Annotated in this window: 8 protein-coding genes; 6 read left to right on the forward strand and 2 right to left on the reverse strand. The window is 70.5% G+C overall.

The annotated features are described in order from the left end of the window. Nucleotides 1-67 precede the first annotated feature (67 nt). From glgX to ACLJOU_RS42885, 6 genes are all read left to right on the forward strand, one after another. Entirely contained in the window at nucleotides 68-2,215 is a 2,148-nt protein-coding gene (gene glgX / locus ACLJOU_RS42860; RefSeq protein WP_410575019.1) for a glycogen debranching protein GlgX, read from the forward strand. Between the two features lie 326 nt (nucleotides 2,216-2,541). Next, the gene (locus ACLJOU_RS42865) at nucleotides 2,542-4,524 is read left to right on the forward strand and encodes a maltotransferase domain-containing protein (protein ID WP_410575020.1); all 1,983 of its coding nucleotides are present in this window, start codon (nucleotides 2,542-2,544) and stop codon (nucleotides 4,522-4,524) included. Between the two features lie 40 nt (nucleotides 4,525-4,564). Beyond that, a complete protein-coding gene (gene treS / locus ACLJOU_RS42870; protein WP_410575021.1) occupies nucleotides 4,565-6,394 on the forward strand; it encodes a maltose alpha-D-glucosyltransferase in 1,830 nt (609 codons plus the stop codon). A gap of 5 nt (nucleotides 6,395-6,399) precedes the next feature. Further along, nucleotides 6,400-7,779 carry a maltokinase N-terminal cap-like domain-containing protein gene (locus tag ACLJOU_RS42875; protein ID WP_410575022.1) on the forward strand — a complete coding sequence of 460 codons (1,380 nt, stop codon included), beginning with the start codon at nucleotides 6,400-6,402 and terminating at the stop codon, nucleotides 7,777-7,779. Beyond that, the gene (gene glgB, locus ACLJOU_RS42880; RefSeq protein WP_410575023.1) at nucleotides 7,776-9,983 is read left to right on the forward strand and encodes a 1,4-alpha-glucan branching protein GlgB; all 2,208 of its coding nucleotides are present in this window, start codon (nucleotides 7,776-7,778) and stop codon (nucleotides 9,981-9,983) included. Before ACLJOU_RS42875 ends, glgB begins: the two co-directional genes overlap by 4 nt. A gap of 178 nt (nucleotides 9,984-10,161) precedes the next feature. After that, on the forward strand, nucleotides 10,162-10,554 hold the full coding sequence (locus ACLJOU_RS42885) for a hypothetical protein (RefSeq protein ID WP_410575024.1): 393 nt from the start codon (nucleotides 10,162-10,164) through the stop codon (nucleotides 10,552-10,554). Nucleotides 10,555-10,608: 54 nt separating this feature from the next. On the opposite strand, the gene ACLJOU_RS42890 is transcribed toward ACLJOU_RS42885, so the two are convergent. Further along, complete coding sequence (locus tag ACLJOU_RS42890) at nucleotides 10,609-12,009, reverse strand: RNA polymerase sigma factor (RefSeq protein WP_410575025.1); 1,401 nt, start codon at nucleotides 12,007-12,009, stop codon at nucleotides 10,609-10,611. Nucleotides 12,010-12,181: 172 nt separating this feature from the next. Continuing rightward, nucleotides 12,182-12,949: a polyphosphate--glucose phosphotransferase gene (gene ppgK / locus ACLJOU_RS42895; RefSeq protein WP_410575062.1), complete on the reverse strand. Its 768-nt coding sequence runs from the start codon at nucleotides 12,947-12,949 to the stop codon at nucleotides 12,182-12,184. Between the last annotated feature and the right edge of the window lie 36 nt (nucleotides 12,950-12,985).

The raw sequence follows: 12,985 nt of genomic DNA on the forward strand, positions 1-12,985 counted from the left end.
GGTCGCCGCCGGGTAACTGTCCGGTAATGGCGCGCACGGACCACCACCGATCTGGGACGATTCAGGAATGGCCACACGACCCTCGACCCAGCACGTCCTCGCCGGCCGCCCCTTTCCGCTCGGTGCCCACCCCGAGGCCGGCGGGGTGCGGTTCGCGATCACGTCCGCCGTCGCGGACGCCGTCGACCTGTGCCTGGTCGACGCCGACGGGTCGGAACGCCGGATCGCGCTGACCGAGCGCACGTTCGGCGTCTGGCACGGCCTGGTCCCCGGCGTGACGCCGGGGCAGCGGTACGGCTACCGCATCCACGGCCCGTACGACCCGGCCCGCGGCCTGCGGTGCAACCCGCACAAGCTGCTGGTCGACCCGTACGCCCGGCAGATCACCGGCCGGCTCACCGACCTGACCGCGGCCCAGGGCTTCACCGGCGACCCCGAGCGCGGCCCGATGTCCACTGTGGACTCCCTGGGCAGCGTCCCGCTGTCGGTGGTCAGCTCGCCGGGCGGCCCGGACACCGGGATCAAGCCGGAGGTGCCGTTCGAGGAGGCGGTGATCTACGAGCTGCACGTCAAGGGCTTCACCCAGCAGCACCCGTTCATCCCGGAGGCACTGCGCGGCACCTACCTCGGCCTGGCCCACCCGGTGGCCATCGAGTACCTCACCCGGCTCGGCGTCACCTCGGTCGAGCTGCTGCCGGTGCACGCGTTCCTCGACGAGCCGTCGCTGATCCGGGCCGGGCGGCACAACTATTGGGGCTATTCGCCGCTCGGCTTCTTCGCCCCGCACGCCGCCTACGCCAGCGAACCCGGCCACGAGGTCGAGGAGTTCCGGCTGATGGTGGCCGCCCTGCACGCGGCCGGCATCGAGGTGATCCTCGACGTCGTGTTCAACCACACCTGCGAGGGCGGCCCGGACGGGCCGACGCTGAGCTTCCGCGGGCTGAACGCGCCGGCGTACTACCTGCACACCGACCGCGGGCACATGGCCGACATCACCGGCTGCGGCAACACCCTCGAAGCGGGCTCGCCGACCGTGGTCCGGCTGGTCACCGACTCGCTGCGGTACTGGACGCAGGAGATGGGCGTCGACGGCTTCCGGTTCGACCTGGCCAGCACGCTCGGGCGGCCGCGCGGCGGCGCGTTCGACCCGGCGTCGACGCTGCTCACCGCGATCACCGCCGACCCGGTGCTCTCGCGCTGCAAGCTGATCGCCGAGCCGTGGGACGCGACCGGCGAGGGCTACCGCGTCGGCGGCTTCGGCGCCCAGTGGGCCGAGTGGAACGGCCGCTACCGCGACACCGTGCGCGACTTCTGGCGCGGCACGACCGGCGTCCGCGACCTCGCCTACCGGCTGTCCGGCTCGTCGGACCTCTACGACCACAACCTGCGCCGGCCGTGGCAGTCGATCAACTTCGTCACCGCCCACGACGGCTTCACGTTGCGGGATCTGGTGTCCTACAACGAGAAGCACAACGAGGCCAACGGCGAGGACAACCGCGACGGCACCAACGACAACCGCTCGTGGAACCACGGCGCCGAGGGGGACACGGCCGACCCGGCCGTCCGCGCGCTGCGGGCCCGGCAGGCCCGCAACATGTTCGCGACGCTGCTGCTGTCCACCGGCACCCCCATGCTCACCGCGGGTGACGAGTTCTGGCGGACCCAGGGCGGCAACAACAACGCCTACTGCCTCGACGACGAGACGTCGTGGTTCGACTGGACCCCGGACGACCCCGCGGCCGAGGCCATGCTGGCCTTCGCCCGCCGCGTCGTCCGGCTGCGCGCGAACAGCCCGGCGCTGCGGCAGCCGGAGTTCTTCGAAGGCCGGACGACGCCGACCGGCAAGCCGGACCTGGTCTGGTTCCGCCCGGACGGCGAGGAGTTCGGCGAGAGCGACTGGTTCGAGGACCGGCACACGCTCGGCATGTGGATCGACGGCTCGAACAGCCAGGCCCGCAACCGCGAGGGCGAGCTGGTGTCCGACCACTCGTGGCTGCTCTGGCTGCACGCCGGCGACGGCCCGGCCGAGGTCATCCTGCCCGGCCGCGAGTACGGCGAGACGTTCAAGCCGACCCTGGACACGAGCACCGCGGACGGCAGCCCGGCCAACCCGGGCGCCCTGGAGGCCAAGAGCCGCGTGACCCTCGGGTCCCGCTCCCTCCTCCTGCTCCGCGCCCCCCGCTTGGCCGCCGACCCCCACCCCGAGCCCTACTGACGCGTACCCCGGGCGCCGGCCCCTGTGAACGGGGAGTCGACACGCGTGATCGGAAAGTCGACACGCGTGATCGAAGGGTCGACACGGGCACGGCCGCCGTGTCGACCCGGCAATCACGCGAGTTGACTCCCTGATCACGCGTGTCGACCCGGCAAGCACGGGTGGGCGTAACCTGCCGGACATCTGGCGGAGATTCGTTGCGGGAACAGCGTTTCGGTTGGTCTCGATTGGGTACAGGGATAGAGAACCCTGCCTCGTGGGCGCTTGATCGAGTCAGGCAGACTGTCGCCGTCTGCGTCCAACCGACACATCGAAGGGCGTTGCCCATGACCGGCCGGCTCGGCATCGACGACGTCTCCCCCAGCGTGAGCTGCGGCCGGTATCCGGCCAAAGCCGTTGTGGGGGAACACATCCCGGTCTTCGCGACCGTCTGGCGCGAGGGCCACGACGCCGTCGCGGCCACCGTCGCGTGGCGCGGCCCGGAGGACCGGCTGACGCGCCAGACGCGGATGGTGCCGCGCGGTCCCGACCACCCCGACGAGTTCGCCGCGGTGATCGCCCCGGACACCACCGGTCTCTGGACGTTCCGGATCGACGCGTGGAGCGACCCGTGGGCGACGTGGGAGCACGCCGTCGAGGTGAAGGTCGCCGCCGGGCAGGGCCCCGAGGACCTCGCCAACGACATCGAGAACGGCGCCCGGCTGATCGAGCGCGTCTCCCGCCGCCCCGACCGGCGGGGCGAGAAAGCGCTGCTGACCGGCGCGGTGAGGGCCCTGCGCGACGAAGAGCGCAGCCTCGCCGAGCGCGTCGGGCCGGCGCTCTCGCCCGAGGTCCGCCAGGTCATGCACGAGTTCCCGGTGCGGGAGCTGATCACCAAGGGCAAACCGTTCAAGGTGTGGGTCGACCGCCGCCGCGCCGCGTACGGCTCCTGGTACGAGCTGTTCCCCCGCTCGACCGGTGGCCTCGACGCCGGGGGCAAGCCGGTGCACGGCACCTTCGCCACCGCCGCGACGGCCCTGGACCGCGTGGCGAAGATGGGCTTCGACGTCGTCTACCTCCCGCCGATCCATCCGATCGGGCGGGTGAACCGCAAGGGCCCGAACAACACCCTCGACGCCAAGCCGGAGGACGTCGGCTCGCCGTGGGCGATCGGCGCCGACGAGGGCGGGCACGACTCGATCCACCCCGAACTGGGCACCTTCGACGACTTCGACGCCTTCGTGGCCCGCGCGGAAGAGCTCGGCATGGAGGTGGCGCTCGACTTCGCGCTGCAGGCCGCGCCCGACCACCCGTGGGTCCTCAAGCACCCCGAGTTCTTCACCACGCGCCCGGACGGCTCGATCGCGTACGCGGAGAACCCGCCGAAGAAGTACCAGGACATCTACCCGATCAACTTCGACAACGACCCCAAGGCCGTCTACGAAGAGATGCTGCGGGTCATCACCGTCTGGATCGACCACGGGGTGAAGATCTTCCGGGTCGACAACCCGCACACCAAGCCGCCGGACTTCTGGGCCTGGCTCATCCAGTCGGTCAAGGACGCCCACCCCGACGTGCTGTTCCTCGCCGAGGCGTTCACCCGCCCGGCGCGCCTGTGGGGCCTGGCCCGGCTCGGCTTCACCCAGAGCTACACCTACTTCACCTGGCGCACCGGCAAGCAGGAGCTGATCGACTTCGCCATCGACCTGCGGGAACACTGGAACGAGGGCCGGCCGAACCTGTTCGTCAACACCCCGGACATCCTCCACGAGTCGCTGCAGCGCGGCGGCCCGGGCATGTTCGCGCTGCGGGCCGCGCTGGCCGCGACGATCTCGCCGACGTGGGGCGTCTACTCCGGCTACGAGCTGTTCGAGCACGTCCCGGTCCGCGAAGGCAGCGAGGAGTACCTCGACTCCGAGAAGTACCAGCTGCGTCCCCGCGACTTCGAGCGGGCGCTCGCCGAAGGGCGTTCGCTGGAGCCGTGGCTGGCGAAGCTGAACGCCGTCCGCCGCGCCCACCCGGCGCTGCAGCAGATGCGCACCCTGCACTTCCACCACATCGACAACGACGCGCTGCTGGCCTACTCCAAACAGGACCCGGCCACCGGCGACACCGTGGTCACGGTCGTCACCCTCGACCCGTACGGGCCCCAGGAGGGCACGTTGTGGCTCGACACCGGCGCGCTCGGGTTCGAGCCGCACGAGCGGCTGATCGCCCACGACGAGGTCACCGGCGACACGTGGGAATGGGGTCCGGCGAACTACGTCCGGCTCGAGCCGTGGCGGGCGGTGGCGCACGTGGTTTCGGTCAGACGACGGCTGGCCGCCTGAGAACGGAAGGACAGGAATCCGAGGGACTGAGGTGGAACAGATGGCGGAAGAGGGCCGGCCCGACGCGCGGCGCGATGCGGCGGCAGCCGCACTGGGGCTGGAGGGCGTGCCGCACACCGGTGAGGCGATGACCGCCGACGGCATGCTCGTGGAACCGCAGGCCGGGGACTTCCGGTCGGCGCAGCAGGCGCCGAGCAACCCGGAGTGGTTCAAGGGCGCGGTGTTCTACGAAGTGCTGGTGCGTGCGTTCGCCGACTCCAACGGCGACGGCACCGGCGACCTGCGCGGCCTGGCCGGCCGGCTCGACTACCTGGCCTGGCTGGGCATCGACTGCCTGTGGCTGCCGCCGTTCTACGCCTCGCCGCTGCGCGACGGCGGCTACGACATCAGCGACTTCCGTGCGGTGCTGCCCGAGTTCGGCAGCGTCGAGGACTTCGTCTTCCTGCTCAACGAGGCCCACCGGCGCGGCATCCGGGTGATCACCGACCTGGTGCTCAACCACACCTCGGACGCGCACCCGTGGTTCCAGCAGTCCCGCAACGAGCCCGACGGCCCATACGGCGACTACTACGTGTGGAGCGACGACGACTCCCGCTACGCCGACGCGCGGATCATCTTCGTCGACACCGAGACGTCGAACTGGACCTACGACCCGGTCCGCGGCCAGTTCTACTGGCACCGGTTCTTCTCCCACCAGCCCGACCTGAACTACGAGAACGTCGACGTCCAGAACGCGATGATCGACGTCCTGCGGTTCTGGCTGGACCTGGGCATCGACGGGTTCCGCCTGGACGCCGTGCCGTACCTGTTCGAGCAGGAGGGCACCAACTGCGAGAACCTGCCGCGCACGCACGAGTTCCTCAAGCGCTGCCGGAAGGTCGTCGACGACGAGTACCCGGGCCGGATCCTGCTCGCGGAGGCCAACCAGTGGCCCTCGGACGTCGTCGAGTACTTCGGCGACCCGGCGGTCGGCGGCGACGAGTGCCACATGGCGTTCCACTTCCCGCTGATGCCGCGGATCTTCATGGCGGTGCGCCGCGAATCGCGCTTCCCGATCTCGGAGATCCTCACCCAGACCCCGGAGATCCCCAGCGGGACGCAGTGGGGCATCTTCCTGCGCAACCACGACGAGCTGACCCTCGAGATGGTCACCGACGAAGAGCGCGACTACATGTACGCGGAGTACGCCAAGGACCCGCGCATGAAGGCCAACATCGGCATCCGCCGGAGGCTCGCGCCGCTGCTGGACAACGACCGCAACCAGCAGGAGCTGTTCACCGCGATGCTGCTGTCCCTCCCCGGTTCGCCCGTTCTGTACTACGGTGACGAGATCGGCATGGGAGACAACATCTGGCTCGGCGACCGCGACGCGGTGCGCACCCCCATGCAGTGGACCCCGGACCGCAACGCCGGGTTCTCCTCCTGCGACCCGGGCCGCATCTACCTGCCGGTCATCATGGACCCGGTGTACGGCTACCAGGGCCTGAACGTGGAGGCGCAGTCCAACAACGCGTCCTCGCTGCTCAACTGGACCCGCCGGATGATCGAGGTGCGCAAGCAGCACCACGCGTTCGCCGAAGGCGACTTCATCGACCTCGGCGGGTCCAACCCGAGTGTGCTGGCGTACAAGCGCCGGTGGCGGCGCCCGGACGGTGGCGAGGACATCGTGCTCTGCGTCAACAACCTCTCCCGGTTCCCGCAGCCGGTGGAGCTGGATCTGTCCGTGCACCGCGGGTGCACGCCGGTGGAGCTCACCGGCGGCGTGCGGTTCCCCAGCATCGGGGAGCTGCCGTACCTGCTGACCCTGCCGGGGCACGGCTTCTACTGGTTCCAGCTGACGAGTTCGGGAGACGAAGGCGAAGCGAGGTGAGTTCCTTGTCCGACCCACGTGAGCTGGTCGACGACCTGACCGAGGACCTGAAGCGCTGGCTGCCGGAGCAGCGCTGGTTCGCCGGCAAGGACCGGCCGGTGACCGGCGTCCGGCCACTCGGCGTGACCGAGCTGGTCGCCGGCGATCCGCAACTGCTGCACGTGGTCATCGAGGTCGCCCAGGACGACCGGCGCGAGCCCTACCAGCTGCTGGTGGGCCGGCGGACGCACCCGCCGGAGATCGCGTCCACCAGCTGGATCGGCGCGGTCGGTGACCTGAACGCCTACGAGGCGTCCGGCGACCTGGACGTCACCGGCGTGCTGCTCGACCTGATGGCCCGCGAGGAGACGGTCGGGGCACTGGTCTTCGAGCACGAGCCCGGCGTCCGGCTGGAAACCGGGCTGCGAGCCCGGCCGATCACGTCGGAGCAGAGCAACACGTCCCTGGTCTACGGCGGGCAGTACATCCTCAAGCTGTTCCGGAAGCTGACGCCGGGCAAGAACAAGGACCTGCTGCTGCACCGCGCGCTGCAGGGGGTGGGTAGCAAGCACATCGCGCACCCGCTGGGGTCGATCACCGGCGACCTGGACGGCGAGCCGACCACGGTCGGCATGCTCCAGCAGTTCGTCTCCGACGCGGTCGACGGCTGGGCGATGGCCACCACCAGTGTCCGCGACCTGATGGCGGCGCCGGAGCTGCACGCCGGGGAGGTCGGCGGCGACTTCGCCGGCGAGGCGGAGCGGCTCGGGCGCGCCGTGGCCGAGGTGCACGCGGACCTGGCCGAGGCGCTCGGCACCGAACCGGTCGACGCCGACGAGCTGGAACGCTCGGCGAAGGCGATGCTCGACCGGCTCGACACGATCGCCGGGCGGGTGCCCGAGCTGGCCGCGCACGCGCCGGCGCTGCGGGCGGCGTTCGAGAAGCTGCGGGCGCTGCCGCTGGACTCGGTGACCATGCAGTACATCCACGGCGACCTGCACCTGGGCCAGGTACTGCGGACCGTCGGCGGCTGGCTGCTGATCGACTTCGAGGGCGAGCCCGCGGCCCCGGTCGAGGAACGCCACGCGCTCCGGTCGCCGTTGCGCGACGTCGCGGGCATGCTGAGGTCGTTCGACTACGCCGCCCAGCAGATGCTGGTCGGCCAGCCGGACGACCCGGCGCTGGCCGAACGCGCCCAGGAGTGGTCGGAGCGCAACCGGGCGGCGTTCTGCGAAGGGTACGCCGCGATCGCGGCGGACCCGCGCGAGCAGGGTGAGCTGCTGCGCGCCTTCGAACTGGACAAGGCGGTGTACGAGGTGGGGTACGAGCACGCGAACCGGCCGGACTGGCTGGGCGTGCCGCTCGCCTCGATCGCCCGGATCACCAACGGAGGGACGACACCGTGAACGCGGCTCCCGAAGGCCTCCCGGCCGCGGCCCCGCCGGCCGCGGACATCGACCGGCTGCTCGCCGGCTCGCACCACGACCCGCACTCGGTGCTGGGCGTGCACGCGGTGGGCAAGGGCTTCGCGGCCCGGGCCCTGCTGCCCGGGGCGAAAGCCGTCACGCTCTGCGCGGGCGGGAAGAAGTACCCGATGGAACCGGTGATCGACGCGCTGTTCGCCGTCGCCGTGCCCGAGCACCCCGGCGACTACCGGCTGGAGGTCGAGTACGACGGGCACACCGCGACGGCCGACGACCCGTACCGCTGGCTGCCCACGGTCGGCGAGCTCGACCTGCACCTGATCGGCGAGGGCCGCCACGAGCGGCTGTGGGAGGTGCTCGGCGCGCACGTGCGGTCCTACGAGACGCCGGAGGGCGTCGTCGAAGGGACGTCGTTCGCGGTCTGGGCGCCGAACGCCCGCGGCATCCGCGTGATCGGTGACTTCAACGGCTGGGACGGGCGCGGGCACCCGATGCGCTCGCTCGGCGGGTCCGGGGTCTGGGAGCTGTTCGTGCCCGGCGTCGGCGTCGGCACCTGCTACAAGTTCCGGATCCTCGGCGCGGACGGCAACTGGCACGAGAAGGCCGACCCGATGGCGTTCGCCACCGAGCAGCCGCCGGCGACGGCGTCGGTCGTCACCACTTCCGCGCACCTGTGGTCGGACGACGACTGGGTCGCCCAGCGCGAGGCGACCCAGTGGATCGCGGCGCCGATGAGCGTCTACGAGGTCCACCTCGGCTCCTGGCGGCCCGGACTGGACTACCGGGAACTGGCCGACCAGCTGGGCGACTACCTCGTCGAGACCGGCTTCACGCACGTCGAGCTGCTGCCGGTGTCGGAGCACCCGTTCGGCGGCTCGTGGGGCTACCAGGTGACGTCGTACTACGCGCCGACGTCCCGCTTCGGCTCGCCGGACGACTTCCGCTACTTCGTCGACCGCCTGCACCAGCGGGGGATCGGCGTGCTGGTGGACTGGGTGCCCGCGCACTTCCCGAAGGACAGCTGGGCGCTGGCGAAGTTCGACGGCACCGCGCTCTACGAGCACGCGGACCCGCGCCGCGGCGAGCAGCCCGACTGGGGCACGCTCGTGTTCGACTTCGGGCGCAACGAAGTCCGCAACTTCCTGGTCGCCAACGCGCTGTACTGGATCGAGGAGTTCCACCTCGACGGCCTGCGCGTGGACGCCGTCGCGTCGATGCTGTACCTCGACTACTCCCGCAAGGACGGGGAGTGGCTGCCCAACCAGTACGGCGGGCGGGAGAACCTCGACGCGGTGCGGTTCCTGCAGGAGCTGAACGCGACCGTCTACAAGCGACACCCGGGTGTCGTGATGGTGGCCGAGGAGTCGACGGCCTGGCCGGGTGTCACGCGCCCGACGCACCTCGGCGGCCTCGGGTTCGGCTTCAAGTGGAACATGGGCTGGATGCACGACACGCTCCGGTACCTGTCGCACGAGCCGATCCACCGCGCGTACCACCACAACGAGATGACGTTCTCGCTCGTGTACGCGTGGAGCGAGAACTTCGTGCTGCCGCTGTCGCACGACGAAGTGGTGCACGGCAAGGGATCCCTGTGGGGCCGGATGCCGGGCGACGCCTGGAACAAGGCGGCCGGGCTGCGGTCGCTGCTGGCGTTCATGTGGGCGCACCCGGGCAAGCAGCTGCTGTTCATGGGCGGCGAGTTCGGCCAGCCGGGGGAGTGGTCGGAGTCGAAGTCGCTCGACTGGCACCTGCTGGACGAGCCGCTGCACCTCGGCGTCTGGGAGCTGCTGCGGTCGCTGAACACGGTGTACCGGTCCACGCCGGCGTTGTACAGCCAGGACACCTCACCGGACGGCTTCCGCTGGATCGACGCGAACGACTCGAGCGGCAACGTGCTGAGCTTCCTCCGCATCGGCACCGACGGCTCCCGGCTGGCCTGCGTCGCGAACTTCGCCGGGGTCCCGCACCACGACTACCGGGTCGGCCTGCCGTCGGCGGGCCGCTGGCGGGAGGTCGTCAACACGGACGCGGAGGCGTACGGCGGGTCCGGGGTCGGGAACCTGGGCGCGGTGGAGGCGACGGAAGACCCGTGGCACGGCCAGCCGGCCTCCGCGGTCCTCCAGCTCCCCCCGGCCGGCGTCCTCTGGCTCCTCGAAGAAACCCCGGAGACCCCCGAACTCCCGTGACCCGAGGGTCGACACGCGTGATCAGGAGGTCGACACGCGTGAGGGGAGGGTCGACACGGCGACTGGCATCGTGTCGACCCTTCAATCACGCGAGTCGGCTCTCCTATCACGCGTGCTGACCCTTCCATCACGCGAAAAGGGCTCCGCGGGGCGGGCGTGGCGGGCTTACCATCGGGGGATGGGCGGCAGCGGTGGCGTCCTTGCGAACCTGATCCTCTTCATCGTGGTCTGCCTCGCGCCCACGGTGCTGTTCTGGTGCGCGCTGCGCGTCCCCAAGGTGGTCGGCTGGGTCCGGCAGAAACGCGCGAAGCCGCAACCCGAAAACCCGCCGATCGAACGCGTCGCCGCGGACCTGCGGCGGGTGCACCGGTTGCTGGCCGGCTACCCGTCCGGGACGCCGGCCGCGCGCCGGCTCGGCACCCGGCAGGCGTACGACGAACTCCTCACCGTGGCGTGCCGCCAGGTCGGCGTCCCGCACCGGCTCGGCGAACTGCCCGAGGGGATGGACCGCGAGATCGAACGCCTGCGCGTCGAGCAGTCACTGCGGGAGCGCGGGCTGGCCGTGCCCTGAACGCGGAAACCCCGCCACCGAGGTGACGGGGTTTCCGTTGTACCCAAAGGGAACTCAGTCCAGGTAGTCCCGCAGGACCTGGGACCGCGACGGGTGGCGCAGCTTGGACATCGTCTTCGACTCGATCTGCCGGATGCGCTCGCGGGTGACCCCGTACACCTGGCCGATCTCGTCGAGCGTGCGCGGCTGGCCGTCGGTGAGGCCGAAGCGCAGCCGGACCACGCCCGCCTCGCGCTCGGACAGCGTCTGCAGCACCGACTGGAGCTGGTCCTGCAGCAGCGTGAACGACACCGCGTCGACCGCGACGACCGCTTCGGAGTCCTCGATGAAGTCGCCGAGCTGGCTGTCGCCCTCGTCGCCGATCGTCTGGTCCAGCGAGATCGGCTCGCGCGCGTACTGCTGGATCTCCAGGACCTTCTCCGGGGAGATGTCCATTTCCTTCGCGAGCTCTTCCGGGGTCGGCTCGCGGCCGAGGTCCTGGAGCAGCTCGCGCTGGATGCGGCCCAGCTTGTTGATGACCTCGACCATGTGCACCGGGATGCGGATGGTGCGGGCCTGGTCGGCCATCGCGCGGGTGATCGCCTGGCGGATCCACCACGTGGCGTACGTCGAGAACTTGTAGCCCTTGGTGTAGTCGAACTTCTCCACCGCGCGGATCAGGCCGAGGTTGCCCTCCTGGATCAGGTCCAGGAACGCCATGCCGCGGCCGGTGTAGCGCTTGGCCAGCGAGACCACGAGCCGGAGGTTCGCCTCGAGCAGGTGGTTCTTGGCGCGCTCGCCGTCACGCACGATCCACTTGAGATCGCGGCGCATCTGCGTGACGAGCTTTTCGCCCTCTTCCTCGGCGGTGCGCACGCGCTCGGCGGCGTAGAGCCCGGCCTCGATCCGCTTGGCCAGCTCCACCTCCTCCTCCGCGTTCAGCAGCGCGACCTTGCCGATCTGCTTGAGGTAGGCGCGCACGGAGTCGGCGGACGCGGTGAGCTCGGCGTCCTTGCGCGCCTGGCGCAGCGCCTCGGACTCCTCCTCGTCCCAGACGAAGTCCGGGTTGTCGGAGCTCTTCGCCGCCTTTTCGGCCGCGGCACCGCGGCGACGCTGCGCCGGGGTCTCCTCGTCCGACTCCTCGTCGTCATCGTCGTCGTCGGCCGAGTCGGTGTCCGGCTCGTCGCTGACCGTTTCGTCGACGACGTCGACCTCGACCTCTTCCAGGTCCGACAGGTCGGGCGTACCGAGGTCCTCGTCCTCGAGGTCGCCGGGAACGTCCGGCTCGCCGTCTTCGGTCTTCGGGCCCTTGGTCACGGCCTTCTTCGCCGGTGCCTTCTTGGCCGGCGCCTTCTTGGCGGTGGTGGTCTTGCGGGCCGCCGGCTTCGCCGTCCCGGTGGCTGCCTCTTCGGCCGGCTCGCCGGCTGCGGTCGCTGTCTTCGTCCCGCCTCGGGTTGCGGTTCTTGCGGCTGCCACTTACGCCCTTTCGCAGCGGTCGATCACGACGAGCAACGGCCTGGGGCCACTGCTGCCTCACATTCGGGGATCACGCCTCGGCCTGCGGTTTTGCCCTCCGCAGCCGTGGGCCGTGTTCCATTGTAACGACGGTACGCGCATGCGGTGCGAAGCGATCACCCTCAGCGCCGATTCAGTGCTGGATGCCCTCCGCCGCGGCGGCCGCGGCGCCGACGATCCCGGCGTTGTTCTGCAGGCTCGCGACCAGCACCGGAGTGCGGATGTCCAGCAGCGGCACCCATTTCTCGGCCTTCTTGCTGACCCCGCCGCCGACGATGAACAGGTCGGGCCAGATGAGGTTCTCCAGCACGGTCAGATAACGGTGCACGCGCTTGGCCCATTCGGGGTAGGAGAGCCCCTCGTTGTCCTTCACCGAAGCGGCCGCGCGCTTCTCGGCGTCGTGGCCGTCGATCTCGAGGTGGCCGAATTCGGTGTTCGGGACGAGCTTGCCGTCCTGGAACACCGCGCTGCCGATGCCGGTGCCGAAGGTGAGCAGCGCGGTCACGCCCGTGCGCGCGACCGGATCGCCGAAGCGGATCTCGGCCATGCCCGCCGCGTCGGCGTCGTTCAGCATCGCGATCTGGTCGACGCTGCGGCCGAGCCGCTTGGCGAACAGCGCGTCGGCGTCGGTGCCGATCCACTGCTTGTCGATGTTGGCCGCGGTGTGCGCGACGCCCTTCTTGACGACGGCCGGCAGCGTCACGCCGACCGGGCCGTCCCAGCCCGCCTGCGTGACGATGTCGTGCACGACGTCCGCCACGGCCGACGGCGTGGACGGCTTCGGCGTCTCGATCCGGATGCGGTCGCCGATGAGCTGACCGGCGTCCAGGTCGACCAAGGCGCCCTTGATCCCGCTGCCGCCGATGTCGATGCCGAAACCTCGGCGGGTCGCCTCCACCACGGACGTGGTCCCTTCTCGCACGATTCAGAAGCCTGC

The organism is Amycolatopsis sp. cmx-4-61 (assembly GCF_046548775.1).
In the GTDB taxonomy this organism is placed as follows: Bacteria; Actinomycetota; Actinomycetes; order Mycobacteriales; family Pseudonocardiaceae; genus Amycolatopsis.

Bases quoted from the DNA above. Each gene is read 5' to 3' on its own strand.
- glgX (WP_410575019.1), top strand. From the start codon at position 68: ATGGCCACACGACCCTCGACCCAGCACGTCCTCGCCGGCCGCCCCTTT.
- ACLJOU_RS42865 (WP_410575020.1), top strand. From the start codon at position 2,542: ATGACCGGCCGGCTCGGCATCGACGACGTCTCCCCCAGCGTGAGCTGC.
- treS (WP_410575021.1), top strand. From the start codon at position 4,565: ATGGCGGAAGAGGGCCGGCCCGACGCGCGGCGCGATGCGGCGGCAGCC.
- ACLJOU_RS42885 (WP_410575024.1), top strand. From the start codon at position 10,162: ATGGGCGGCAGCGGTGGCGTCCTTGCGAACCTGATCCTCTTCATCGTG.